This is a genomic window from Streptomyces sp. NPDC050388 (assembly GCF_040655635.1).
GTDB lineage: Bacteria > Actinomycetota > Actinomycetes > Streptomycetales > Streptomycetaceae > Streptomyces.
Genome location: NZ_JBFAKH010000049.1, coordinates 25,034 through 48,156, shown reverse-complemented (window position 1 = coordinate 48,156; position 23,123 = coordinate 25,034). Strand labels below are relative to the sequence as shown.

25 protein-coding genes and 1 pseudogene are annotated in these 23,123 nt (G+C 71.4%); 11 read left to right on the top strand and 15 right to left on the bottom strand.

The features are described from left to right. Window positions 1–146: 146 nt before the first annotated feature. The 3 genes from dapF to miaA form a co-directional block, all read right to left on the bottom strand. Complete coding sequence (dapF, locus tag AB0I73_RS25935) at window positions 147–1,040, bottom strand: diaminopimelate epimerase (protein ID WP_363041107.1); 894 nt, start codon at window positions 1,038–1,040, stop codon at window positions 147–149. Window positions 1,041–1,097: 57 nt separating this feature from the next. Next, complete coding sequence (locus AB0I73_RS25930) at window positions 1,098–1,616, bottom strand: hypothetical protein (protein WP_363041123.1); 519 nt, start codon at window positions 1,614–1,616, stop codon at window positions 1,098–1,100. A 108-nt stretch (window positions 1,617–1,724) separates the two neighbouring features. After that, entirely contained in the window at window positions 1,725–2,663 is a 939-nt protein-coding gene (gene miaA / locus AB0I73_RS25925; protein WP_363041105.1) for a tRNA (adenosine(37)-N6)-dimethylallyltransferase MiaA, read from the bottom strand. Window positions 2,664–2,774: 111 nt separating this feature from the next. Between miaA and AB0I73_RS25920 the strand changes: the two genes are divergently transcribed. Further along, window positions 2,775–3,044, top strand: a complete 270-nt coding sequence (locus AB0I73_RS25920) for an antitoxin (RefSeq protein WP_363041103.1) — start codon at window positions 2,775–2,777, stop codon at window positions 3,042–3,044. A gap of 156 nt (window positions 3,045–3,200) precedes the next feature. On the opposite strand, the gene AB0I73_RS25915 is transcribed toward AB0I73_RS25920, so the two are convergent. The 3 genes from AB0I73_RS25915 to AB0I73_RS25905 form a co-directional block, all read right to left on the bottom strand. Then, window positions 3,201–3,917 (bottom strand): class III extradiol dioxygenase subunit B-like domain-containing protein, encoded by a 717-nt coding sequence (locus AB0I73_RS25915; protein ID WP_363041102.1) that lies wholly within the window; start codon window positions 3,915–3,917, stop codon window positions 3,201–3,203. A 52-nt stretch (window positions 3,918–3,969) separates the two neighbouring features. Then, window positions 3,970–5,487, bottom strand: a complete 1,518-nt coding sequence (gene miaB, locus AB0I73_RS25910; protein WP_363041100.1) for a tRNA (N6-isopentenyl adenosine(37)-C2)-methylthiotransferase MiaB — start codon at window positions 5,485–5,487, stop codon at window positions 3,970–3,972. A 112-nt stretch (window positions 5,488–5,599) separates the two neighbouring features. Continuing rightward, window positions 5,600–6,007 (bottom strand): MazG nucleotide pyrophosphohydrolase domain-containing protein, encoded by a 408-nt coding sequence (locus AB0I73_RS25905; protein WP_363041098.1) that lies wholly within the window; start codon window positions 6,005–6,007, stop codon window positions 5,600–5,602. A 129-nt stretch (window positions 6,008–6,136) separates the two neighbouring features. On the opposite strand from AB0I73_RS25905, the gene AB0I73_RS25900 reads away from it, so the two are divergent. Next, complete coding sequence (locus tag AB0I73_RS25900; RefSeq protein WP_363041096.1) at window positions 6,137–7,132, top strand: TAXI family TRAP transporter solute-binding subunit; 996 nt, start codon at window positions 6,137–6,139, stop codon at window positions 7,130–7,132. Here AB0I73_RS25900 and AB0I73_RS25895 read toward each other — a convergent pair. Further along, window positions 7,111–8,544, bottom strand: a complete 1,434-nt coding sequence (locus tag AB0I73_RS25895; protein ID WP_363041094.1) for a HAMP domain-containing sensor histidine kinase — start codon at window positions 8,542–8,544, stop codon at window positions 7,111–7,113. The two genes, AB0I73_RS25900 and AB0I73_RS25895, sit on opposite strands and share 22 nt — an antisense overlap. Before the next feature lie 9 nt (window positions 8,545–8,553). Continuing rightward, the gene (locus AB0I73_RS25890; protein ID WP_363041092.1) at window positions 8,554–9,240 is read right to left on the bottom strand and encodes a response regulator transcription factor; all 687 of its coding nucleotides are present in this window, start codon (window positions 9,238–9,240) and stop codon (window positions 8,554–8,556) included. Between the two features lie 301 nt (window positions 9,241–9,541). Here AB0I73_RS25890 and AB0I73_RS25885 point away from each other — a divergent pair, with 301 nt between their 5' ends. The 8 genes from AB0I73_RS25885 to AB0I73_RS25850 all read left to right on the top strand — a co-directional run bounded on the left by AB0I73_RS25885 (window position 9,542) and on the right by AB0I73_RS25850 (window position 16,124). Continuing rightward, window positions 9,542–10,318 (top strand): amino acid ABC transporter ATP-binding protein, encoded by a 777-nt coding sequence (locus AB0I73_RS25885; protein WP_109380102.1) that lies wholly within the window; start codon window positions 9,542–9,544, stop codon window positions 10,316–10,318. A 79-nt stretch (window positions 10,319–10,397) separates the two neighbouring features. Continuing rightward, on the top strand, window positions 10,398–11,246 hold the full coding sequence (locus AB0I73_RS25880; RefSeq protein WP_363041090.1) for a glutamate ABC transporter substrate-binding protein: 849 nt from the start codon (window positions 10,398–10,400) through the stop codon (window positions 11,244–11,246). A 132-nt stretch (window positions 11,247–11,378) separates the two neighbouring features. Beyond that, window positions 11,379–12,047, top strand: coding sequence for an amino acid ABC transporter permease (locus AB0I73_RS25875; protein ID WP_363041088.1), 669 nt, complete (start codon window positions 11,379–11,381; stop codon window positions 12,045–12,047). Beyond that, the gene (locus tag AB0I73_RS25870) at window positions 12,044–12,952 is read left to right on the top strand and encodes an amino acid ABC transporter permease (RefSeq protein WP_363041086.1); all 909 of its coding nucleotides are present in this window, start codon (window positions 12,044–12,046) and stop codon (window positions 12,950–12,952) included. Before AB0I73_RS25875 ends, AB0I73_RS25870 begins: the two co-directional genes overlap by 4 nt. A gap of 297 nt (window positions 12,953–13,249) precedes the next feature. Further along, window positions 13,250–14,881 (top strand): FAD-dependent monooxygenase, encoded by a 1,632-nt coding sequence (locus AB0I73_RS25865; protein WP_363041084.1) that lies wholly within the window; start codon window positions 13,250–13,252, stop codon window positions 14,879–14,881. A gap of 139 nt (window positions 14,882–15,020) precedes the next feature. Continuing rightward, a complete protein-coding gene (locus AB0I73_RS25860) occupies window positions 15,021–15,068 on the top strand; it encodes a hypothetical protein (RefSeq protein ID WP_309506048.1) in 48 nt (15 codons plus the stop codon). Window positions 15,069–15,153: 85 nt separating this feature from the next. Beyond that, window positions 15,154–15,699: a cysteine dioxygenase gene (locus AB0I73_RS25855; RefSeq protein ID WP_363041082.1), complete on the top strand. Its 546-nt coding sequence runs from the start codon at window positions 15,154–15,156 to the stop codon at window positions 15,697–15,699. Then, on the top strand, window positions 15,696–16,124 hold the full coding sequence (locus tag AB0I73_RS25850; protein WP_363041080.1) for a rhodanese-like domain-containing protein: 429 nt from the start codon (window positions 15,696–15,698) through the stop codon (window positions 16,122–16,124). Before AB0I73_RS25855 ends, AB0I73_RS25850 begins: the two co-directional genes overlap by 4 nt. On the opposite strand, the gene recX is transcribed toward AB0I73_RS25850, so the two are convergent. The 4 genes from recX to AB0I73_RS25830 all read right to left on the bottom strand — a co-directional run bounded on the left by recX (window position 16,118) and on the right by AB0I73_RS25830 (window position 19,887). Continuing rightward, a complete protein-coding gene (gene recX / locus AB0I73_RS25845) occupies window positions 16,118–16,945 on the bottom strand; it encodes a recombination regulator RecX (protein ID WP_363041078.1) in 828 nt (275 codons plus the stop codon). The two genes, AB0I73_RS25850 and recX, sit on opposite strands and share 7 nt — an antisense overlap. Window positions 16,946–16,948: 3 nt before the next feature. Then, window positions 16,949–18,064: a recombinase RecA gene (gene recA / locus AB0I73_RS25840; RefSeq protein WP_363041076.1), complete on the bottom strand. Its 1,116-nt coding sequence runs from the start codon at window positions 18,062–18,064 to the stop codon at window positions 16,949–16,951. A gap of 249 nt (window positions 18,065–18,313) precedes the next feature. Further along, window positions 18,314–19,633 (bottom strand): AI-2E family transporter, encoded by a 1,320-nt coding sequence (locus AB0I73_RS25835; RefSeq protein WP_363041074.1) that lies wholly within the window; start codon window positions 19,631–19,633, stop codon window positions 18,314–18,316. A gap of 59 nt (window positions 19,634–19,692) precedes the next feature. Beyond that, complete coding sequence (locus AB0I73_RS25830; protein WP_363041072.1) at window positions 19,693–19,887, bottom strand: DUF3046 domain-containing protein; 195 nt, start codon at window positions 19,885–19,887, stop codon at window positions 19,693–19,695. Between the two features lie 80 nt (window positions 19,888–19,967). Here AB0I73_RS25830 and AB0I73_RS25825 point away from each other — a divergent pair. Then, window positions 19,968–20,908, top strand: a pseudogene (locus AB0I73_RS25825) (hypothetical protein). Window positions 20,909–20,921: 13 nt separating this feature from the next. On the opposite strand, the gene AB0I73_RS25820 reads toward AB0I73_RS25825, so the two are convergent. The 3 genes from AB0I73_RS25820 to AB0I73_RS25810 are packed head-to-tail and all read right to left on the bottom strand — an operon-like array spanning window position 20,922 to window position 22,848. Beyond that, window positions 20,922–21,230, bottom strand: a complete 309-nt coding sequence (locus tag AB0I73_RS25820; protein ID WP_363041070.1) for an AzlD domain-containing protein — start codon at window positions 21,228–21,230, stop codon at window positions 20,922–20,924. Next, window positions 21,227–21,982, bottom strand: coding sequence for an AzlC family ABC transporter permease (locus AB0I73_RS25815; RefSeq protein WP_363041068.1), 756 nt, complete (start codon window positions 21,980–21,982; stop codon window positions 21,227–21,229). Before AB0I73_RS25815 ends, AB0I73_RS25820 begins: the two co-directional genes overlap by 4 nt. Then, window positions 21,880–22,848: an AraC family transcriptional regulator gene (locus AB0I73_RS25810; protein ID WP_363041066.1), complete on the bottom strand. Its 969-nt coding sequence runs from the start codon at window positions 22,846–22,848 to the stop codon at window positions 21,880–21,882. Before AB0I73_RS25810 ends, AB0I73_RS25815 begins: the two co-directional genes overlap by 103 nt. Between the last annotated feature and the right edge of the window lie 275 nt (window positions 22,849–23,123).

Genomic DNA, 23,123 nt, shown 5'->3' with positions numbered 1-23,123 from the left:
CCCCATCGAGCGAAGCCCGGCACTGCGGCGGTTTCACGCCACGGGACCTGCGGCGGGCCGTGCTCTCGAAGCCGAAATCCGCCCCCGCACCCACGGATGTCGGCCTCCTGCCCCCGTGCATCTGGGATGCCAAGCCGGCCCGGACTTCAGCGGGGCGGGTTCTCCAGCCACTCCTGCTCGATCACTCCCTCGGCGACGATCACCGCGGGTCCGGTCATCTCGATCTCGCCGTCGGGCCGTTCGGTGATCACCAGGGTGCCGCCGGGCACGTCCACGGTGTACGTCACCGGCGTTCCGGTGACGCTCGGGTCGACGCCGTCCCGGCGGGCGGCGGCCACCGCGACCGCGCAGGCACCCGTGCCGCACGAGCGGGTCTCACCGGCCCCCCGCTCATGGACGCGCAGCGCCACGTGCCGCGGGCCCCGGTCGGCCACGAACTCGACGTTGACGCCGTCCGGATAGGCCGAGGCGGGGCTGAAGGAGGGCGCGGTGAGCAGATCACCGGCGTGCGCGAGGTCGTCCACGAAAACCACGGCGTGCGGGTTGCCCATGTTCACGTTCCGCGCCGGTCGGCCGCGCCCGTCGACGCTCACGGTGACGTCGCCGTCGGGGAGCAGCGCCCGGCCCATGCCGACGGTGATGTCACCCGCGACGGAGCCGCTGTCGGACCCGGTCTTGGCGATGTGCACCGTCTTCACGCCCCCGCGCGTGGCGATCGCGATGTCCCCCTCGGCCACATGCCCTGCCCGCTGAAGGTAGCGCGCGAACACCCGCACTCCGTTGCCGCACATCTCGGCGATCGAGCCGTCGCCGTTGCGGTAGTCCATGAACCACTCGGCCTCGGCGGCCAGGTGCCGTGCCTCGGGATGCGCCGCGGACCGCACCACGTGCAGCAGTCCGTCGCCGCCGATGCCCGCGCGGCGGTCGCACAGGGCCGCGACGACGGCGGGGGGCAGGTCGATGGCGTTCTCGGGGTCCGGGACGATCACGAAGTCGTTCTCGGTGCCGTGCCCCTTGAGGAAGGCGATCCGCGTGCTCATCCCTCGATCGTACGGGGTGGCCACGACAGCCCGTCCCGCCGCGGCCCCGCGCGGGCGTCAGCGGAGGCGGGCCACCCGCCAGACGGCCAACGCCACCACCGCGGCGACCAGCACGGCGTAGGCGGTCACGACCCGCCAGTCGGGTCTGCGTCCGGAACCCCGGGCCGGCAGCCCCGGCCAGGTGTGGCCCACCCTGCGGGCGGCCATCATGCCCCAGCCGGCCGCGCAGGAGCAGATCAGCAGGCCCAGCATGGCGATCACGGCACCGCTGTCGCCGAAGTCGAAGGCGAGCGGGAACGCGAACATCAGCGAGCCGACCGCGGCCAGGCCGACGATGGGCGCGAGCTGCCAGATGCGCAGCCGGCGCTGCGGGCGCAGCTCGACCTCGACCTCGTCGCCGCCCGCGAACATCTCGTCCGGCTCGGGGCCGTCGTCGGTCACTCCGCCCTGCGTCTCGTCCGGCCCGTCGGGGCTGAGACGTCCGGGGTCGAGACGGTCGGGATCCTGCTCCGGCGCACCCCGCTCGGTGGTGAGGTGTTCGGTGCCGTGTGCGGTGTCGCGAGGGCCGGCCTCCATCACCACGCGCCCTCCCAACTTGGACTCCACTTGGTCGATCGAAGCTCGATGATGGCACGGTGTCAGAGGCCCGGATGACGGCCTGGGCGTCCCGATGCCATGACGTGATCAGGCTGTAACCGGTCGTTCGACCAACGACAGCGCGAGCTGCGGAAGTTCCCCGAGGTCCGCCGCGGCCCCACTCAACCAGTGCACCCGCGGATCGCGCCTGAACCATGAATCCTGACGGCGCGCGAAGCGCTTCGTGGCACGCACGGTCTCCGACCGCGCCTCCTCCAGGGTGCACTCCCCGGCGAGCGCCGCGAGGACCTGCTGGTAGCCGAGCGCGCGCGAGGCCGTACGCCCCTCGCGCAACCCCTGCGCCTCCAGTGCGCGCACCTCGTCCACGAGACCCGCCTCCCACATCCGGTCGACCCGGTGGGCGATGCGCTCGTCGAGTTCGGGGCGGGCCACGTCGACGCCGATCTGAAGGGTGTCGTAGACCGAGTCGTGGCCGGGAAGGTTGGCGGTGAAGGGCAGGCCGGTGATCTCGATCACTTCGAGCGCCCGGACGATGCGGCGGCCGTTGCTCGGCAGGATGACCCGCGCGGCCTCGGGGTCCGCGGCGGCGAGACGGGCGTGCAGCGCGCCGGAGCCGCGCAGGGTGAGCTCCTCCTCCAGGCGCGATCTGACGTCGGGGTCGGTGCCCGGGAACTCCAGGTTGTCGACGGCCCCGCGGACGTAGAGGCCGGACCCCCCGACCAGGACGGGCCAGCGCCCCTCGGCGAGCAGGGCGTCGATCCGCTCCCGGGCCAGACGCTGGTACTCGGCGACGGACGCGGTGACGGTCACGTCCCAGATGTCCAGGAGGTGGTGCGCGACTCCCCCGCGCTCCTCGGGCGTCAGCTTGGCGGTGCCGATGTCCATCCCCCGGTAGAGCTGCATGGAGTCGGCGTTGACCACCTCACCGCCGAGCTGCCGGGCCAGGAACACGCCCAGATCGGACTTTCCGGCTGCGGTGGGACCGACGACGGCGATGACCCGGGGGGCGGAGGATGCGCTGCTCACCGGTCCAGTCTCGCAAACGCCGCAGCCGGGCGGGACAGCCTCCACCCGAGTACCGTATGAAGTGGATATGGGCGTTTTCGCACATGCCCGCACCGCGAGGGAAGGTGGATCATGGGTCTCCTGGACAACATGAAGGCCAGGCTGGGGCCTGCCAAGGACAAGGTCTCGCACCTCGCGCAGCAACACGAGGGCAAGATCCAGCACGGGCTGGACAAGGCCGCGAAGACCGTCGACGAGCGGACCAAGGGCAAGTACAGCGACAAGATCCAGTCGGGCACGGGCAAGGCCAAGCACGCCATGGACCGGCTCGCTCACAAGGATCACCCCGGTCCGGACACGGGTGGCAGCACGCCGCAGGCCGGGCCGCCGCCCGCTTCCTGAGCGCGGTACGGCGCGGTACAGCGACGGACGGCCGCGGAGCCCGCCAGGCGCGTCTCACGCGCCTGGCGCTCCCGGCCGTTCGCCGTTTCAGGCCGTTCGTCGCCTCAGAGGTTCAGGGCTCCAGGCCTTCAGGCCGACGTCGTACCCGGTCGGCGGCTACGACCAGGCGGCCACGATGTAGCCCACCCCGTACGGAGCGTCCTCGTACAGCAGGCGGCCCTCCAGGGCGGTGCCCTCGGCCGCGCCCGCGAGGACCTGCCACGGCGCCCGGCCGGACACCATGAGTTCGCGCGCCAGGCCGCTGTCCAGTGCCCGCAGGGCCGCTGTGTCGACCGCTCCCAGTGCCCGGGCGGCCTCCGCGTCGAAGGGCGCCGCCCGCTCGTCGAGGTAGCCGGGGGCCTTGAGCGTGCGGCAGGCGCTGGCGTCACCCATCACCAGCAGCGCCACCCGCTCCTCCCCGGCGGCGATGTCCCTTCCCTCCTGGACGCACCGCTCGGCTGCGAGATGTTCCCCCACGCCGAGACCCTCGACCAAAACGTCCGCCCAGCCGGTCCGCTCCAGCAGCCAGGCGCCCACCGCCGGCCCGGGGGGAAGTTCCCGTTCGGTCGCCGTGCCCCGGTCCGCGCCGAGCCGTACGCCGAGATCGACGCCGAAGCCGCGGAAGGACCCCGTGCTGCCCTCCGGGTAGCGCTCGGGCCCCGCGTCGCCCTGCAGCGGGCCGACGACCACGAGCCGGTCGGGGCGGGCGGCGGCGAGCACCCCGACCGCGTCCGTGCACGCGGCCCGTGCGGCGTCCAGCTCGTGGGCGGCGCCCACGGCGACCTCGGACACGAGGAGCGGCGGGCAGGGGCAGACTGCGGCGGCGACCATCATGATCGGCAGCGTAGCCCGGGCGGGCCGCCCGCGAGTCCCCGGCCGGTCGCCGTCAGTCGCAGCCGCAGCCGCCCGCCGCGACCGGCAGGGGTTCGGGCGCACCGATCTTCGGCAGACCCAGCATCACGCCCGCCGGCCGCGCCGCCTTCTCGGCGTTCCGCTTCTCCCAGGCGTCACCCGCGCGCGTGCGGCGCACGTCCAGGGTGGGGCCCTCGGCGAGAAGGTGGTGGGGGGCCGCGTACGTGATCTCGACGGTCACGACGTCACCGGGGCGGACCTCCTGCTCCGGCTTGGTGAAGTGCACCAGACGGCTGTCCCGGGCACGGCCGGAGAGGCGGTGGGTGGTGTCGTCCTTGCGGCCCTCCCCTTCGGCCACCATCAGTTCCAGGGTCCGGCCGACCTGCTTCTTGTTCTCCTCCCAGGAGATCTCCTCCTGGAGGGCGACCAGCCGCTCGTAGCGCTCCTGGACGACCTTCTTGGGGATCTGGCCGTCCATCTCCGCGGCCGGGGTGCCCGGCCGCTTGGAGTACTGGAAGGTGAAGGCCTGCGCGAAGCGGGCCTCGCGCACCACCTGCAGGGTCTGCTCGAAGTCCTCCTCGGTCTCTCCGGGGAAGCCCACGATGATGTCGGTGCTGATCGCCGCGTGCGGGATGGCGGCGCGGACCTTCTCGATGATGCCGAGGTAGCGCTCCTGCCGGTACGAGCGGCGCATCGCCTTCAGCACCGTGTCCGAGCCGGACTGGAGCGGCATGTGGAGCTGCGGCATCACGTTGGGCGTCTCGGCCATGGCGGCGATGACGTCGTCGGTGAAGTCGCGCGGGTGCGGAGAGGTGAAGCGGACGCGCTCCAGTCCGTCGATGCTCCCGCAGGCCCGCAGCAGCTTGCTGAACGCCTCCCGGTCGCCGATGTCGGAGCCGTACGCGTTGACGTTCTGGCCGAGCAGGGTGATCTCCGAGACGCCCTCGGCGACCAGGGCCTCGATCTCGGCGAGGATGTCGCCGGGGCGCCGGTCCTTCTCCTTGCCGCGCAGCGCCGGAACGATGCAGAAGGTGCAGGTGTTGTTGCAGCCGACGGAGATGGACACCCAGGCCGCGTAGGCGCTCTCACGGCGGGTCGGCAGCGTGGACGGGAAGGCCTCCAGCGACTCGGCGATCTCGACCTGCGCCTCCTCCTGGACGCGGGCGCGCTCCAGGAGGACCGGCAGCTTGCCGATGTTGTGCGTGCCGAAGACGACGTCCACCCAGGGGGCCCGCTTCACGATGGTGTCGCGGTCCTTCTGCGCGAGGCAGCCGCCGACCGCGATCTGCATGCCGGGGCGCTGCGCCTTCTTCGGAGCGAGGTGGCCGAGGTTGCCGTAGAGCTTGTTGTCGGCGTTCTCCCGCACGGCGCAGGTGTTGAAGACGACGACGTCGGCGTCGCCGTCGGCGCCCTCGGGGGCGCGGACGTAGCCCGCGTCCTCCAGCAGCCCGGACAATCGCTCGGAGTCGTGGACGTTCATCTGGCACCCGTAGGTGCGGACTTCGTAGGTGCGCGTGCCGCCCACTGACTGGCTCCGGTCGATGCTGCTCATGCCCTACAGGGTATGCGCTCGCCACGACACGCCGGGACGGCGGAGAACCCGCCCGGCGGCGACCGTGCGTCCGGGGCCGGATCGCGTTCCCGACGGGGTCCCGGGCTCCGGCTCAGACCTCCGCGCCCGGCGTCCATCCCTGCCGGCGCAGCACCCGGGACACGTCCGGAGCCTCGTAGTGGTCCCCCTTGAGGACCTTGCCGTCGGAACGGCGGGTGATCCGGCCGTCGGGGCCACGCTTGGTCATGTTGGAACGGTGGATCTCGGAGATCACCGCGTCGAGGTCGATGCCGTGGACGAGCGCCGTGCCGTAGGCGACGTAGACGACATCGGCCAGTTCGTGTGCGAGCCGGTCGAGCGGACCGTGCACCGCCACCTCCGCGACCTCGGCGGCCTCCTCGGCGAGCAGTTCGCCGCGGTGGGCGGCGAGTTCCGGGGAGACCTCGGTCGGTGTCTCGCGCGCGTCCAGCCCGAAGGCACGGTGGAACTCACGGACCAGGTCGGCGGGCGAAGAGCTCATGCCGTGACTTTAGCGGCCGTCCCGGACAGTCCGGATTGCGTCGTCCGGTCCGTCGCCCTGCCCGCCTTCCGGCCGGGTATGTGCGCTCTGCCCTGGTCAGCGGGGCGTGCGGACTGGCAGGATCGCGCCATGTCCAACGCGCTGTCCCGTATCGGCAGGCGCCGGGTCCTGCGGGGCGCGGTCGCCGGTTTCGTGGCGCTCGGACTGCTGCTGTGGTGGCTGGCCCCCTGGAGCGAGGCGCCGCCCCGTGGGACGGTCACCCTGAGCACGGGGACACGCGCGGGTGTGTACCAGAAATACGGTGAGCTCCTGCGCACCTCGCTCGGTAAACACATGCCGGACCTCGAAGTGCGGCTGCTGACGAGCGACGGGTCGCAGGAGAACGTCCGCCGGGTGGCGACCGGCGAGGCCGACTTCGCGATCGCGGCGGCCGACGCGGTGGAGACGTACAGACTGAGCGAGCAGCCCGGTGCCGACCGGCTGCGCGGAGTCGCCCGTCTCTACGACGACTACGTGCAGCTCGTGGTCCCGCCCGGTTCCGACATCCGTTCCGTCGCCGATCTGCGGGGGAAGAGGGTCGCCATCGGGCCGCCCAAGTCGGGCGTGCGGCTCATCGCGAACCAGGTGCTCAGGGCGGCGGGCATCGATCCCGAGCAGGACATCAGTCCCTCCGCGGACGGCATCGACATCGGCCCGGAGCGGCTCGGGCACGGGCTGGACGCGTTCTTCTGGTCGGGCGGACTGCCCACGGACGGCCTGCGGACGTTCTCCGAGGACTCCGGTCTGCGGTTCGTACCGATAACGGCCGAGCTGGTCGCCCAGCTCCACCGGCAGAGTGGTGCCACGCGCTACTACCGGGCCACCAACATGCCGGAGTCGGCCTACCCCGGCAGCCAGCACGGCGCGACCGTCCCGACGATGGCCGTGTCCAATCTGCTGATCACACGGGCGGACGCGGACCCGCGGCTCATCGAATGGCTGACCCGGATCGTGCTCAAGAGCCGGGACGGCATCGGGGCACACGTCCACTCCGCCCAGTTGGTCGACGTGCGCACCGCCATCTACACCGATCCGCTCCGGCTGCACGACGGCGCACGCCGGTACTACCGGTCCGTCAAGCCCTGACCGGTGGTCGCCCCCGCGGGGGCGCTCCTCGGCACCGTCACCGTCACCGTCAGCCCGTGCGGCTCGTGGCGGTCGTACGCGATCGAGCCGCCGCCCGCCGTGAGCAGGGCCCGGGCGATGGACAGGCCGAGGCCCGAGCCCTTGATGTTCTGGTGCCGCCCGCTGCGCCAGAAGCGGTCGCCGACGCGGGCCAGCTCCTCGTCGTTCAGGCCGGGGCCGTGGTCGGTGACGACGACGGTGGAGGTGTCACCGTTGGAGGCGACGGCCACCTCGACCCTCTCGCCCTCCGGCGTGAACTTCACCGCGTTGTCGATGACCGCGTCCAGCGCGCTGGACAGGGCGACCGGGTCGGCCCACGCCGTGGTCGGCGGGCAGTCCCCGGCCAGCAGAACCCCCTTGGCCTCGGCGGTGGGCGACCACGCCGCCACACGTTCGGCGGCCAGGGCCCCGATGTCGGTGACCTGGAGCTGGGCCTCGCTGTGCTCGGCCAGCGCCAGGTCGAGCAGGTCGTCCAGGACGTGCGCCAGCCGCCTGCCCTCGGCCTGGACCGAGGCGATCTCCTCGTTGCCGTCGGGCAGCTCCAGCGCGAGCAGTTCGATGCGCAGCAGCAGCGCCGAGAGCGGGTTGCGCAACTGGTGCGAGGCGTCGGCGACGAAGGCACGCTGCTGTTCCAGCACGCCCTCGACGTTGTCCGCCATCTCGTTGAACGACCGGGCGAGCCGCCGGAGCTCCGGCGGTCCGCCGGCCACCGCGACCCTGGACTTCAACCGCCCGGTGGCGATGTCGTGAGTGGTGGCGTCCAGGACTCGTACGGGCTTGAGCACCCAGCCGGTCAGCCGCAGGGCCGCGCCGACGGCCAGCAGCATCGCCGCCCCCTCACCCACGGCGATGATCAGCCAGCCCTGGAGGATGTGTGAGCGCATCTGCCCGGTGGGCGAGTCGGTGACGACGACCGCGACGACGTCACCGTCCCGGATGACCGGCGAGGCCACCACCAGGTTGCGCCGCTCCCAGGGCCACACCTGCTCGGGATCATGGCTGCGGCGGCTGAGCAGCGCCTCCTGGAAGGCGTCGCGCACCTCGCCCGTCCTGGGCAGGAACCAGTCGTCCGGCGCGTGCGCCATCGGGACGTCGTTGCGGTGGAAGACGCCGGCCCGGATGCCGTACACCTCGTGGTAGCTGCGGAGTTCGCTGCTGAGGGTCTCCCGGCGCTCGTCGATGTCGCCGGCCGCGGGGTCGGCCGGCTCGGTGACGAACTGGGCGAGGGCCGCGAAGCGCGCCGTGTCGTCGATCCGGTCGACGACGACCTGTTGCTGCTGCGCACGCGCCAGGCTGACGGCGAGCGGAACCCCTAGCGCGAGCAGTACGGCCGCCATCAGGACGATGAGCAGCGGCAGCAGACGTGTGTGCACCCGGCCACGCTATGCCGCGGGCTCGACGAGTCGGTAGCCGACTCCGCGTACCGTCTCGATGAGGGTCGGCATGCGCAACTTGGCGCGCAGGGAGGCGACATGCACTTCCAGGGTGCGCCCCGTCCCCTCCCAGCTGGTGCGCCACACCTCACTGATGATCTGCTCACGGCGGAAGACGACCCCGGGTCGCTGGGCGAGCAGGGCCAGCAGGTCGAACTCCTTGCGGGTCAGTTGGACGACCGAACCGTTCACGCTGACCCGCCGGGTCGGCAGCTCGATGCGCACGGAGCCGAGACGCAGCTCGGCCTCATCGGCGGCGACGGCGTCCTCCTGGACGGTGCGCCGGCTGACGGCGTGGATCCGGGCGAGCAGCTCGCCCGTGTCGTACGGCTTGACCACGTAGTCGTCGGCGCCGAGGTTGAGCCCGTGGATGCGGGAACGCACGTCGGAACGGGCGGTGACCATGATCACCGGGGTGCCGGTGCGTTTACGGATCTTGCCGCAGACCTCGTAGCCGTCCTGATCGGGCAGGCCCAGGTCGAGGAGGACGACGCCGAAGCCGTCGGCCTCGGGGACGAGCGCCTGGAGTGCCTCCTCGCCGCTGCGCGCGTGGGTGACGTCGAACCCGTGCCTCGCCAGGATCGCCGACAGGGCGGCGGCGACGTGGTTGTCGTCCTCGACGAGCAGCAGTCTCATCCGGTCCCCCTTCGGTTCATCGGCCGTACGATCCGCCTGCGTACAAAACGGTCCGTGCACGAAAACGTGTGCACGCGCACGTGCACCTTGCAGTGACGCCGATGGACGGGGACGGCGTCAAGAGGGTTCCGGTTGCGCTTCGGTACCGTTACCCGGCCGAAATGAGCCCTGCTCACAAGTGCTACGACATGTATCCGATTGCTACCGGATCGTGATGCTCAGATTCCCCTCAGATGTGATGACGCGGATCTGCAGGATCACTACTGTCCTCCCAAACCGAGGAGGACGGAGCCCGAAAGCGATGACCGAAGTATCGGCGGCCAAGGAAGATGTGGCCACGACCGGCGAACTGGTCGTCCTGAAGAGCGTCAACAAGCACTTCGGCGCGTTGCACGTACTCCAGGACATCGACCTGACGGTCGCCCGCGGCGAAGTCGTCGTGGTCATCGGGCCCTCCGGGTCCGGAAAGTCCACCCTGTGCCGCACCATCAACCGCCTGGAGACGATCGACACCGGGTCGATCACGATCGACGGGAAGCCCCTGCCCCACGAGGGCAAGGAGCTGGCGAGGCTGCGGGCCGACGTGGGCATGGTCTTCCAGTCCTTCAACCTCTTCGCGCACAAGACGGTGCTCGAGAACGTGACGCTGGGCCAGGTCAAGGTCCGCAAGAAGGACAAGAAACAGGCCGAGGAGCGGGCCCGTGCCCTGCTCGACCGGGTCGGCGTGGGCGCGCAGGCCGAGAAGTACCCCGCGCAGCTCTCCGGCGGCCAGCAGCAGCGTGTCGCCATCGCGCGGGCCCTGGCGATGGAGCCCAAGGTCATGCTCTTCGACGAGCCGACGTCGGCTCTCGACCCGGAGATGATCAACGAGGTTCTGGAGGTCATGCAGCAGCTCGCCCGCGACGGCATGACCATGATCGTCGTGACCCACGAGATGGGATTCGCCCGGTCCGCCGCCAACCGCGTGGTGTTCATGGCGGACGGCCGCATCGTCGAAGCCGCTTCGCCGGACCAGTTCTTCAGCAATCCGCGCAGCGACCGTGCCAAGGACTTCCTGTCGAAGATCCTGCACCACTGACGGCGCCCTCGCGCCCTGACGACTTGCGTCACCGGATGAACCGGGCCGCATCACTTCACCAGTCAAAAGGAAGTCCACCATGAAGCTCCGCAAGGTCACCGCCGCCTCGGCCGCCGTGCTCGCCCTCGCCCTGACCGCCACCGCCTGCGGGGGCGGCAGCGACAAGGACAGCGGTTCGTCCTCCTCCGGGGGCGGCGGCGACAAGATCAAGATCGGCATCAAGTACGACCAGCCCGGTCTCGGCCTGAAGACGCCGAACGGCTCCTTCACCGGCTTCGACGTGGACGTCGCAACCTACGTCGCCAAGGAGCTCGGCTACGAGGCCGACCAGATCGAGTGGGTCGAGACCAAGAGCGCCGACCGCGAGAACGCCCTGGCGCGCGGTGACGTGAAGTTCATCGTGGCCACGTACTCGATCACCGACGAGCGCAAGGAGAAGGTCGACTTCGCCGGCCCGTACCTGCTCGCCCACCAGGACCTGCTGGTGAAGAAGGGCTCGGACATCTCCGAGGCCACGGACCTCAACGACAAGAAGCTGTGTTCCGTGACCGGCTCGACCTCGGCGCAGAACGTCAAGAAGGACTTCGCCCCGAAGGCCCAGCTGCGTGAGTACCCCGGCTACTCCGAGTGCATCGCCGGCCTGCAGAGCGGCGCCGTGGACGCGCTGACCACGGACGACTCGATCCTCGCGGGCTACGCCTCGCAGGACAAGTTCAAGGGCCAGTTCAAGCTGGCGGGTCTGAAGCTGAGCAACGAGAACTACGGCATCGGTGTCAAGAAGGGCGACTCCGAGACCGTGAACAAGATCAACGAGGCGCTGGAGAAGATGGTCAGCGACAAGTCGTGGCAGAAGGCCGTCGACGACAACTTCGGCCCGGCCGAGTACAAGAACGAGCCGGCCCCGAAGGTCGGCGAGCTCGTCCAGTAACGCGGGGTCCCGCTGACGCAGGAACCCGGCACGTAACGCAGGGTTCCGCGGGCGCGCCGCCGTCCACCGCTTGACCGACGGCGGCGCGCCACGCCGTCCACGTACGCCACACACCCGGAAGCGCGGGAGATCGTGTTCGACTTTCTTGAAGGCTATGACGTCCTAGGGGCGTTCTGGGTGACGGTGAAACTCACCGTCTTCTCGGCCCTGGGTTCCCTGATCCTGGGCACCCTGCTGGCCGGGATGCGGGTCAGTCCGGTTCCGTTGATGCGCGGGTTCGGCACCGCCTACGTCAACATCGTCCGGAACATCCCGCTGACGGTCATCATCGTCTTCTCCTCGCTCGGCCTCGCCGACATCTTCGGCGCCACGATGGGCGCCGCCGACGACTTCAAGCTGCAGGGCTTCCGGCTGGCGGTGCTCAGCCTGGCCGCCTACACCGCGGCCTTCGTCTGCGAGTCGATCCGTTCCGGCATCAACACCGTGCACCTCGGCCAGGCCGAGGCCGCACGCGCGATCGGACTGAGCTTCAGCCAGACCCTGCGGCTGATCGTGCTGCCGCAGGCGTTCCGCGCGGTCATCACGCCTCTGGCCAACGTCCTGATCGCCCTGACCAAGAACACCACGGTGGCAGCCGCGATCGGTGTCGCGGAAGCGGCGCTGCTGATGAAGGAAATGATCGAGAACGAGGCACAGACGCTGGCCATCGGCGCGGTCTTCGCCCTCGGTTTCGTGGTGTTGACCCTCCCCACGGGCCTGTTCCTCGGCTGGCTCAGCAAGCGACTGGCGGTGAAGCGATGAGCTCCGTCCTCTACGACGAGCCCGGCCCCCGTGCCAAACGGCGCAACCTGGCCCTCTCGGTCGTCTTCTTCGTCCTCCTCGCCCTCCTGTTGTGGTGGGTCTGGCAGACACTGGACGACAAGGGCCAGCTGGAGGGCTCCCTCTGGTCGCCCTTCACCGAGGCAGAGGCCTGGACGACCTATCTGCTGCCGGGGCTCGGCAACACCCTGAAGGCCGCCGCCCTGTCCATGATCATCGCTCTACCCCTGGGCGCGGTCCTGGGTATCGCCCGCATGTCCGACCATCGCTGGGTACGCGTCCCGGCCGGTGCGGTGGTCGAGTTCTTCCGCGCGATCCCGGTCCTGCTGCTGATGCTCTTCGCCTACGAGGTCTACGTCCGCTCCACGGACCTCTCCAGCGAGGACCGGCCACTGTACGCGGTGGTCACCGGCCTGGTGCTCTACAACGCCTCGGTGCTCGCCGAGGTCGTCCGGGCCGGCATCCTCTCGCTGCCCAAGGGCCAGTCCGAGGCCGCCTACGCGATCGGCCTGCGCAAGAGCCAGACGATGTCCACCATCCTGCTGCCGCAGGCCGTCACCGCGATGCTGCCGGCGATCGTCAGCCAGCTCGTCGTCATCGTGAAGGACACCGCGCTGGGCGGCGTGATGCTCGGGTTCACCGAGTTGCTCAACTCTCGCAGCACCCTGGCGGCCAACTACGCCAACGTGGTGCCGAGTTTCATCGTCGTGGCGATCATCTTCATCGCGCTGAACTTCCTTCTCACCTCCTTCGCCTCGTGGCTGGAGGTCAGGCTCCGCCGCAGCAAGCGCAGCACGGGCGCGGTGGTGGGCGGCGACCAGATCGAGGAGCTCAACACGGCCGAGGTCGGGGGCACCTACGGGACCGGCGCGGGCGGCGCCACCTGACGCACGCCCTGCTGTACCGACATGGCTGTGGCCCGCCCCTCCGGCGGGCCACAGCCATGTCGGGCCCGGGACGGCACCGGCGGCGCGCGGAAATCATCCCGGTACGGGCCGGGCCTGTGTGATGAACAGTCAAGTGGTGTGACGGAACCGGACCGGTTTCATGATCGCCGACCGCGCCCGTCACTTGACGCAAGCACCGGCAGTAGGTTGCATACGTTCTGTGATCGCGCACCCTGCTCCATCGTCCTGTTCCGCCCCGTCCTCCGGGACGTCACTTCGAGCAGGGGGCGCCGCGCCGTGGACCCGGTGATCATCGTCGGAGCGGGGCCCGTCGGGCTCACGCTCGCCCTGGCGCTGGCGCGTCAGGAGGTGCCGTGCGTGGTCCTCGACGAGGGGCCGGGCAAGGACGAACCGCGTCCTGCCCGGTCGGTGGTGCTGCGCGAGGACACCACGGCTCTGCTGGAGCGGCTGACCGGTGCGCCACTGACCCGGGCCGGCTCCCGTTGGGCCGGATGGCAGTCGATGCGGCGCAAGCAGGTGACACACGAGGTCACTTTCGACGCCACCGCACCCGCCCCCGTGCACATCGCCCAGCACGTCCTCACCGGTGCCCTGCGTGCGGCCCTCGCTCGTGAACGGCTCGTCGGGGTCGCCGTGGACAGCCGTCTGGACTCCCTCGAACAGGAGCCCTCCGGCGTCACCGCGCACACCCGCGGCGCCAGGGGCACCTGGTGGCGCGGCAGTTATCTGGTCGGCTGCGACGGCCCCCGCTCCACCGTGCGCAAGCTCCAGGACATCCGCTTCCCGGGCCGCACGGCGGTGGAACGTCACGCCGTGGCCGCGCTGCGTACGGAACTCCCCTGGTCGGACGAAGCGTTGCTGCACCGGATGCCGCCGTGGCGCGCTTCCGGTCCCTTCGCCGGGGAGATCACCGCGCGCCCGCTGCCGGACGGCGTGTGGCGTCTGGACTGGCTGCTGCCGCCGGGCAAGGAACTGGTCACCCCCGAGCTGCTGCTGGCCCGGATCCGGGAGACTCTCGCCGGCTGGGCCGGCGGCCCGACGCCACCGTACGAACTGCTCGACACCGGGGTCCACACCGTCCACCACCGGCTCGCCCGGCGCTGGCGGGCGGACCGCGTGTTCCTCGCCGGGGACGCCGCACATCTGCTCGGCACGCTGGGCACACACGGGCTGGACGAAGGGCTTCGCGACGCCGACAACCTCGCCTGGAAGCTGGCTCTGGCCTGGCACCACGGCCACCACGAAGCGCTGCTCGACAGTTACCAGGCCGAGCGGCGCGCGATCGTCTCCGCCCGGCTGCGCGCCGCCGATCAGGCGCTGCCGCTGCTGCGGGGCGGGGGAGGCCTGCGTTCCTACGTCCCCGGCTCCGCCCGCGGTCATGACGCGCTCCTGGTGGACGGCCACCTGGGGCAGGGGCCGCTGGGAGCGCCGGGCGGGCACGCCGGATCGCCCCTCGCGCCCCGGGACCTCGAGGGTGAGGTCCCCGTGGACACGCCCCTCGGGGCGCCGGTCACCGATGTGCGGGTCACTGCGGAGGACGGCACCTTCGTCCGGCTGCGGGACCGGCTCGGCCGAGGTGCGCTGCTGGTGGTGCTGATCGCGCCGGGTACCGGCGTGTGGGAGCGCAGGCACTGGGTGTCCGCCGGAATCATGCCCCGGCTGGCGGCGGCCGTGGCGGCGCTGCCGCATCCGGCCGAACTGCTGGTCGCGGAGAGCTATCCGGGGGCGGCGGCCCACACCGTGCTGCTGGTACGCCCCGACGGTCACCTGGTCACGGCGCTCGGCGGAGTCCGTCCGGCGGACCTGTACGCGGCGGCCGAAACGGTGGTCGGTGGACCGGCGGATACGGAAACAGCGGGGACAGCGGGGACGGAGGCCCGGGCAGCCGCCGGAGCCGGATCGCGCTGAGGTGCTGGGCACGGACGATCCGTATCCGCATGCTTCCGTGGGGGTCCGCGTGCTGACGGTGAGTTGATCCCGTGTGCGTCGTCGTGGTGTACTCCGGTCCGTGACCGACACCTGTGTGCGCCTGTGGCGGAGGGTCCATATGGACCTCGTCCGCTACGCGGGCTGCGTGTGTCGCCCGTCCTGCTGAACTCGCGTTCCCTCTTTCCCGCGCGCCGCTCGCCGCTTCCCCGCCGCCGTGCGCGCTCCGCGAACCTTTCTTCAGGACGGTGCACGTGTCTGCTTCCCCTGCCCTCCCCTCCTCCCCTGCGGGCTCCCTCTCTGCTCCCGGCCCTTCACAGGCAGAACTCCTCGACTTCGTACGGCATGTCGCCGCCGACGCCGAGCTGGTCGCCGCGCTTCCGCTCGATCCGGAGGGCCGCACCTGGATGCGGCTCGACGGGCCCGCCGGCAGCGAGGCCTGGCTGATCGGCTGGCCGCCCGGCACGGGCACCGGCTGGCACGACCACGGCGAGTCCCTCGGTGCCTTCGTGACCGCGGCGGGCGAGCTGCGGGAGAACTCGCTCGCGGTGCGGTTGCCCACCGACGGCTGGAAGACTCTGGAACTGAACGACGGCGTGGACCGGGAACGTCGGCTGACGGTTGGTGAGGGCCGCGCCTTCGGCCGGCATCACGTGCACGAGGTGCTCAACGAGTCCCCCGACCGGCACGCGGTCTCCGTCCACGCCTACCACCCGCCCCTGCCCCTGATGCGCCGCTACGGCCGCAGCGGCCGGACCCTGCGTCTGGAGCAGGTCGAGCGCCCGGCGGACTGGCAGTGAGCGGGACACACGAGCAGGCTGCCGGTGCCCCCGGGATCGACGAACTGCTGGAGCGGGTACGCGCGGGCTACACGCGGATCGGGGCGGTGCCCGCGTACGAGGCCGCCTGCGGCGGGGAGGTGCTGCTGGTCGACATCCGGTACGCGGCCCTGCGCGACCGGGACGGCCTCATCCCCGGCGCCCTCGTCGTCGAGCGCAACGAGCTGGAGTGGCGTCTCGACCCGCGGGGCAGCCACCGCCTCCCCGAGGCCACCGGTCACGATCTGCGCGTCGTCGTGATCTGCGACGAGGGGTACGCCTCCAGCCTGGCCGCGGAGTCCCTGCACCGGCTGGGGCTCCATCGGGCCACCGACCTGATCGGCGGTTTCCAGGCATGGCGCACGGCGGGTCTGCCGGTGCGGGCGCCGGGCGGGGCCCCTCAGTAGCCCCCGTCGTCCAGGAACTCCGTGTTCTCGCCCTCCTCTTCCAGGGCTTGGCGGACCACGCGCAGGGCGAGGCCCTCGGGGTAGCCCTTGCGGGCGAGCATGCCGGCGAGGCGGCGGATCCGCTTGTCACGGTCGAGTCCGCGGGTGGAGCGCAGCTTGCGGGCGACGAGTTCGCGCGCGGTGGCTTCCTCCTGCTCGGAGTCGAGTCGGGAGACGGCCGCGTCGATCAGGGTGGCGTCGACGCCCTTGGTCCGCAGCTCCCGGGCGAGGGTACGCCGGGCCAGGCCCCGACCGTGGTGCCGGGACTCCACCCAGGCGTCCGCGAAGGCACTGTCGTCGATCAGTCCGACCTCTTCGAACCGGGACAGCACCTCCTCGGCGGCCTCGTCCGGGATCTCCCGCTTGCGCAGGGCGTCGGCGAGCTGCTTCCGGGTGCGTGGGGTCCCGGTGAGCAGGCGCAGGCAGATGGCCCGCGCCCGCTCGACCGGGTCCCCCTCGGGCTCCTCCCGCTCGGCCCTCGAAGAGGAGGAGGCGTCCCCGTCCGCCGCGCTCGCCTCGCCGACAGCCCGGCGCCCGCGCCCACCGCGCGGCCCGCCGTCACGCGAGCCGCTCCCCCATGAGTCGCCCGCACGACGGGACCCGGCACCGCCTCGACGCCGGCCGCCGCCCGGGTCCTCCCCGGGGAAGCCGGCCGGGCCGCCGGCGTCCCCGTCCGCCCCGCCAACGCTCGCGGCTGGGTCTGCGCCGTCTTCGGTACCTCTCCCCCATGAGGTGCCGGAGGCGGCGAACTCGTACTCGGCCCAGTCGGTTCGTCGCGTCACGGGTCAGCTCTTGGCCGCAGCGGCCTTGGACTTGGTGGTCTTGGCCGCCGGGGCCGCGGTCGCCTCGGCCGGAGCGGTGAGACCGGCGGCGTCCGTGCCCTGCCCGGCGGCCGACTCCTCGGGCCGCACGCCGACGCCGAGCTTCTCCAGGATCTTCTTCTCGATCTCGTCGGCGAGGTCGGGGTTGTCCTTGAGGAAGTTGCGGGCGTTCTCCTTGCCCTGGCCGAGCTGGTCGCCCTCGTAGGTGTACCAGGCGCCGGCCTTGCGGACGAAGCCGTGCTCCACGCCCATGTCGATCAGGCCACCCTCACGGCTGATGCCCTGGCCGTAGAGGATGTCGAACTCGGCCTGCTTGAAGGGCGGCGCCACCTTGTTCTTGACGACCTTGCAGCGGGTGCGGTTGCCGACCGCCTCGGTGCCGTCCTTGAGGGTCTCGATGCGGCGGATGTCGATGCGCACCGAGGCGTAGAACTTCAGTGCCCGGCCACCGGTCGTGGTCTCCGGGGAGCCGAACATCACGCCGATCTTCTCGCGGAGCTGGTTGATGAAGATCGCCGTGGTCTTCGACTGGTTGAGCGCACTGGTGATCTTCCGCAGCGCCTGACTCATCAGCCGGGCCTGCAGACCCACGTGGCTGTCGCCCATTTCGCCCTCGATCTCCGCGCGCGGCACCAGCGCCGCGACGGAGTCGATCACGATGAGGTCGAGGGCACCGGAGCGGACCAGCATGTCCACGATCTCCAGCGCCTGCTCGCCGTTGTCCGGCTGGGACAGGATCAGGTTGTCGATGTCGACGCCGAGCTTCTTCGCGTACTCGGGGTCGAGGGCGTGCTCCGCGTCCACGAAGGCGACCTGGCCGCCGGCCTTCTGCGCGTTGGCCACCGCGTGCAGGGTCAGGGTCGTCTTGCCGGAGGACTCCGGGCCGTAGATCTCCACCACACGGCCGCGCGGCAGACCGCCGACGCCGAGGGCCACGTCGAGCGCGGTCGACCCGGTGGGGATGACCTCGATGGGCTCGTTCGTCCGGTCACCCATGCGCATGACCGCGCCCTTGCCGAATTGCCGTTCAATTTGTGCGAGCGCGGCGTCGAGCGCCTTCTCGCGGTCGGTTCCTGCCATGGGTTCCACCCGATTTGCTTGGTTCGATCGCTTCACGTCGACGACGCTAGCGCCTGCCACTGACAACGCGCCCCGGCGCACCTCCGCCCTGTGGACAACCGGGGCCCTTTCCCTCACGAACCGGGCCATAGCACCCATGATCGGACCTCACCGGCACACCCATGAGAATAGATGTTCGATTTTCGTGTCAAGCGCACCACGCGGCACCCTCACAAGGCGTTCACCCTGCGGCAACGGCTCCGCCGTCGCTCAGGAGCCCCCGGCGTCCCCGGCGTCCCCGATGTCCCCGGTGCCCCCACTCCGAAGTGGTGTCGCGCCTCGCCGGCGGCTCCAGAGGCGCCGGGCGCGGGCGACGAGGCTCTCCCGCTCTCCGGGGCTCTGCTCTCCGGGGACGCGCTCGCCGGGGCGGCGATGGCCGTGCACACGGGGGTCGTCCGTCACGTCGTAGCGCTTCACGTACGCGCCCAGGAACGCCTGGAGGGTGGCGACCGCGGGGATGGCTATCAGCGCGCCGACGGCACCGAGCAGGGCCGTGCCCATGACGACCGAGCCGAAGGCGACCGCCGGGTGGATGTCGACGGTCCTCGCGGTCAGCTTGGGCTGCAGCACGTAGTTCTCGAACTGCTGGTAGATCACCACGAAGATCAGCACCCACAGCGCGTACCAGGGGTCGACCGTGAAGGCGATCAGCATGGGCAGAGCGCCCGCCAGATACGTACCGATGGTGGGGATGAACTGCGACACCAGGCCCACCCACACGGCGAGCACCGGTGCGTAGGGCACCTCGAGCATCTCGAGCAGTACGTAGTGGGCCATGCCGGAGACCAGCGCCATCAGCCCGCGCGAGTACAAGTAGCCGCCGGTCTTGTTCACGGCGATCTCCCACGCGCGCAGCACCTCGGCCTGGCGCACGGGCGGCAGTACGGAACAGACGGCTCGTCGCAACCGCGGACCGTCGGCGGCGAAGTAGAACGAGAACAGCCCTATGGTCAGCAGCTGGAAGAGGCCCCCGAGGACCTGCGCGGAAACGTCCAGGACACCGGTGGCGCTGTTCTGCACGTAGGTGCGCAGCCAGTCGGAGCGGAGCAGGCCCTCCTGGATGTCCACCCGTCGCAGTTCGGTGTGGAAGTGGGTGTTGACCCAGTTGATGACGGAGTCGAGGTACTCCGGGAAATCCTCGACGATCTTGATGATCTGTCCCGCGAGCATGGACCCGAGCAGCGTGACGAAGCCCGCCGCCGCGATCAGCACTCCCAGGAAGACCAGGAAGGTGCCCAGCCCCCGGCGCACCCCCCGCGCGGCCATCCAGCTCACCGCGGGCTCGACGGCGAGCGCCAGGAAGAACGCGATGAGGATGTTGATCAGCAACCCGGTGAGTTCGTGGAAGGCCCAGCTGCCCAGCTGGAACAGGGCGATCAGCGCGAGCGCGAGCACCATGGCGCGCGGCAGCCAGCGCGGCATGCGGGTGCCGGGCGGGGCGGCGGAACCCGCCGGTGGGCCGGGGGGCGGAGGCGCGCCGGGCGCCGAAGGGTGCCGGGCCGCCTGCTCGGTCTCGTCTGTGGGTGCCACGGAGTAAGTTTCGCGCACGCCACCGGCAGCCGTCCGCCCCCTGGCCCTCTCTGTGACGATCAGCGCTTTTCCCGCGGCACGTCCATCACCATGCAGACCACCTGCCAGACGTCCTTGGCGTCCCAACCGGCCCTCAGTGCCTCGTGCACGGTGCGCCCGCCGAGTTCCGACATGACGTGATCGCGCGCGAAGGTGTCGGCGTAGCCCGTACCGAAGTACTCCGCCATCCGTTCCCAGAAGACCGTCAACCGCATGCCCTCAGTATCCCGTCCGAGAGCGTGGGCCCGGGCCCGGACCGCCTGCCGAGACCGCTTTGCGCCCTGACGTCTGCCCCATGTCATCAACCGGATCGGTCCCCCTGCCCCCGAACCCCCCGGCCGACAGCCCGCTCGCCCGCGCGGGGCGTTTCGTCCGGCTGACCGCGCGGGTGCTCGAACAGCGTCTGTTCGCCCACGAGTTCCGGAAGGGCGGTGCCGACCCGGTGGAGCGGGCGCTGGACGCCTACCGCAACGAGGACGGCGGACACGGTCACGCGCTGGAGCCCGACCTGCGGGGTCCCGTCAGCCAGCCGCTGCGCACCCGCCCGCGCCCTGCGTGTCCTGGACTCCGTGGGGCGCTGTGGCGGCACGCGCGTGGAGTGCGCGTGCCGCTACCTGACGTCCGTGTCCACTCCGGACGGCGCGCTGCCGGCGATCCACCCCAGTCGGCGCGGCTGCCCCTCGGCCCCCTCCGTACCGGTCGTGGACGACCCGCCCGGTGAACTTCTGGCCACCGGTGGTGGGGCTGCTGCACCGCAACGCCGTGTGGCACGCGTGGCTGTTCCGGGCCACGGACTTCTGCCGGCAGGCCGCCGAATCACTGGAGCGGAGCCATCCGTACGGGATCCGGGCAGCGCTCGCCTTCCTGGACTCCGCCCCCGCCCGCCCACGCGCGAAGGCGGCCGCCGACCGGCTGGGCCGCCTGGTGCGCGGACAGCGACTGGCGGCGCTCGATCCGGACGACCTCGACGCCCACCCGGTCGCGCCCGGCTACGCCCCGGGTGAGCACCATTTCCCGCACGACTACGCACAGACACCGCGCTCCCTCGCGCGCGGGTGGTTCACCGATGAGGAGATGTCACGCTCGCTGGACCACCTCGCGGCCGAGCAGGAGGACGACGGCGGCTGGCCGGTGCGCCGGCACGAGTGGGCGCCGGCCCCGGCCCCGGCGGCACGCTCCATGGTGACCATCGACGCGCTGCGCACGCTCAGGGCGTACGGCCGCCCGGTCGGCTGACCCGGCACCGGTCTCAGCCGCCCAGGGCCCGGACCCCCGCCGTCACCACCACGGCCGCCCCGACGACGACCAGGAACGGGGCGCGCAGCATCAGCGCCACGGCGGCGGCGGCGAGCCCCACCGCCCGCGCGTCCAGCACCAGCGCCTGACCGTCGGCGAAGGTCTGCTGGGCCGTGAGGGCGGCGAGCAGGGCGACGGGCAGCAGCGCGGCCAGACGCCTGACCAGCGGCCGCTCGAGGGCACCGGCGGGGACCAGCAGCCCGGCCAGCTTGACGGCGTAGCACCCGAGGACGGTCACGCCGATCGCGATCCAGATGTTCAACGGTCCTCCCCCGGTGCGTCACCGCGCGGTGTTCCCCTGCGGCGGCCCTGTGCCCACAGGACCGCCGGTGCCGCGAGCGCGGCCACCAGGACCGGTACACCGGCGGGCAGGACCGGCAGCAGACCGAGTCCCAGCAGGACGGCGAGCCCGGCGACCATCCGTTCGGTGCCGGTCCGCAGCATCGGCGCGAGCAGGGCCAGGAAGACCGCGGGGCCGGCCGCGTCCAGTCCCCACGCGCCGGTGTCCCCGATGGCCTCGGCGCCCAGCGCGCCGAGCAGCGTGGTGAGGTTCCACAGGACGTACAGGCTGAGCCCGGTCACCAGGAAACCGATCCGCGCGCTGCGCCGGGTGGGCTGGGCGAGGGAGACCGCGGCCGTCTCGTCGATGACCCACTGGGCCGCGAACGGCCGCACCGCGCGCGGGAGGGCCAGCAACTGGGACAGGCGCAGCCCGTAGAAGGCGTTGCGCACCCCCAGGAAGAACGCCCCGGCGGCGGCCGTGAACGGGCTCCCGCCGGCGGCGAGCGCCCCCACCAGCGCGAACTGGGACGCCCCGGTGAACACGAGAAGGCTGAGCACGCACGTCTGGAGCAGCGTGAGCCCGCTGCCGGCCGAGGTGACCCCGAAGGCGAATCCGGAGAGTCCGACGGCTATCCCGACGCCCAGGGCGTCCCGGACGACGGCGCCGTCCGGTTTTTCTCCCCGGGCGTCCCCGTCCCGGACGTCCGCGAGTGTTGTCTGTTCTGTTGCCACACCCCGGACGGTACGTGGAGCGCTCTTCGGATGTCTTGTACGTTCTTGCGCTCGCGCTGGTAGGCGCCGGGCGGCACTCCCACGATCCGGCCGAAGTGCCGGTTCAGGTGCGGCTGGTCGGTGAATCCGACCACGACGGCGGCCTCCGACGGCACGGTCCCGGCGTCCAGCAGCCGGCGCGCCCGCCGTACCCGTGCGTCGGTGAGCCAGGCGTGCGGCGGCATTCCGTAGGCGTCCCGGAAGGCCCGCAGCAGTGCGAACGGGCTGGTGCCCAGTTCGTCGGCCAGTTTCTCCAGCGTCGGCGGGGCGGCCATCCGCTCTTCCAGCAGGGCACGCGCGCGTGCGGCGGTCCGGGCGCCGGCCGTGCGCACCTCGCGCCGGGGCAGCGACCCGCCGTTCAGCCTCAGCAGCCGGGTCACGGCCACCCGCAGCAGTGTGTCGGCGGCGAGCGCGTTGCCCTCGTCGGTGGCCCGCAGTACCCGGTGCACCAGGCGGACGGTGTACGGATCCTCGAGCACCGGCCGCACGAAGCCCGGGGTGCCGCGCAGTGCGGTGGTCTCCGCGGCGATCGCCGCGACCACCTCGGGCGAGGGGTACACCGCGCCGTACCGCCAGCCCTCCGGCACCCCGGCCCGCCCGGTGTGCGGGGTGTCCGGGTTCACCAGCGCCAGTGCCCCGGCCCCCGCGTACTGGTCGCCGCCGCCGTGGTGGAAGACCTCCACGCCGTCGGCGATGGCGGCGATCACGAAGTTCTCGTGGGTGTGCCGTACGAACGTCTTGCGTATGTAGCGGGCCCGGAGCAGATCGACGCCGGGCAGGTCGGCGTACTGCCAGTGCCGCGCCCGTTCCTTGCCTGTTTCCGCCATCGGGCCTCTTTCGAGGGAACCACCGGCTTCAGCCGGTGGGGGAACCGAGTCCCTGGTGTACGTTTCTGGTGTCCCGCAAGGAATCGGTTCGGGCTGGACCGCAACCCTCGGGTTGGAAGCCCCCTTCCTTCGGGAGGGGGAGCGGAGTCACACGGCCATTGTCACCCGCCCCTGGCCGGACCCGCAGGGGCCCGCCCGGCCCCTGCGCACCGAGGCCGAGCACCGGACGCCCACGTCCGGCCTGCTCAGGCCCGTTGTCAGTGCCCGGGTGCAGG

What these genes read in the sequence shown, in the direction of transcription:
- AB0I73_RS25830 (WP_363041072.1), bottom strand. Translation starts at nt 19,887, where the DNA reads ATGCGGTTGACGGTCTTCTGGGAACGGATGGCGGAGTACTTCGGTACG.
- AB0I73_RS25810 (WP_363041066.1), bottom strand. Translation starts at nt 22,848, where the DNA reads ATGGCGGAAACAGGCAAGGAACGGGCGCGGCACTGGCAGTACGCCGAC.
- AB0I73_RS25930 (WP_363041123.1), bottom strand. Translation starts at nt 1,616, where the DNA reads ATGGAGGCCGGCCCTCGCGACACCGCACACGGCACCGAACACCTCACC.
- recA (WP_363041076.1), bottom strand. Translation starts at nt 18,064, where the DNA reads ATGGCAGGAACCGACCGCGAGAAGGCGCTCGACGCCGCGCTCGCACAA.
- AB0I73_RS25905 (WP_363041098.1), bottom strand. Translation starts at nt 6,007, where the DNA reads ATGAGCTCTTCGCCCGCCGACCTGGTCCGTGAGTTCCACCGTGCCTTC.
- AB0I73_RS25885 (WP_109380102.1), top strand. Translation starts at nt 9,542, where the DNA reads ATGACCGAAGTATCGGCGGCCAAGGAAGATGTGGCCACGACCGGCGAA.
- AB0I73_RS25915 (WP_363041102.1), bottom strand. Translation starts at nt 3,917, where the DNA reads ATGATGGTCGCCGCCGCAGTCTGCCCCTGCCCGCCGCTCCTCGTGTCC.
- AB0I73_RS25890 (WP_363041092.1), bottom strand. Translation starts at nt 9,240, where the DNA reads ATGAGACTGCTGCTCGTCGAGGACGACAACCACGTCGCCGCCGCCCTG.
- miaB (WP_363041100.1), bottom strand. Translation starts at nt 5,487, where the DNA reads ATGAGCAGCATCGACCGGAGCCAGTCAGTGGGCGGCACGCGCACCTAC.
- AB0I73_RS25920 (WP_363041103.1), top strand. Translation starts at nt 2,775, where the DNA reads ATGGGTCTCCTGGACAACATGAAGGCCAGGCTGGGGCCTGCCAAGGAC.
- AB0I73_RS25880 (WP_363041090.1), top strand. Translation starts at nt 10,398, where the DNA reads ATGAAGCTCCGCAAGGTCACCGCCGCCTCGGCCGCCGTGCTCGCCCTC.
- AB0I73_RS25900 (WP_363041096.1), top strand. Translation starts at nt 6,137, where the DNA reads ATGTCCAACGCGCTGTCCCGTATCGGCAGGCGCCGGGTCCTGCGGGGC.
- dapF (WP_363041107.1), bottom strand. Translation starts at nt 1,040, where the DNA reads ATGAGCACGCGGATCGCCTTCCTCAAGGGGCACGGCACCGAGAACGAC.
- AB0I73_RS25870 (WP_363041086.1), top strand. Translation starts at nt 12,044, where the DNA reads ATGAGCTCCGTCCTCTACGACGAGCCCGGCCCCCGTGCCAAACGGCGC.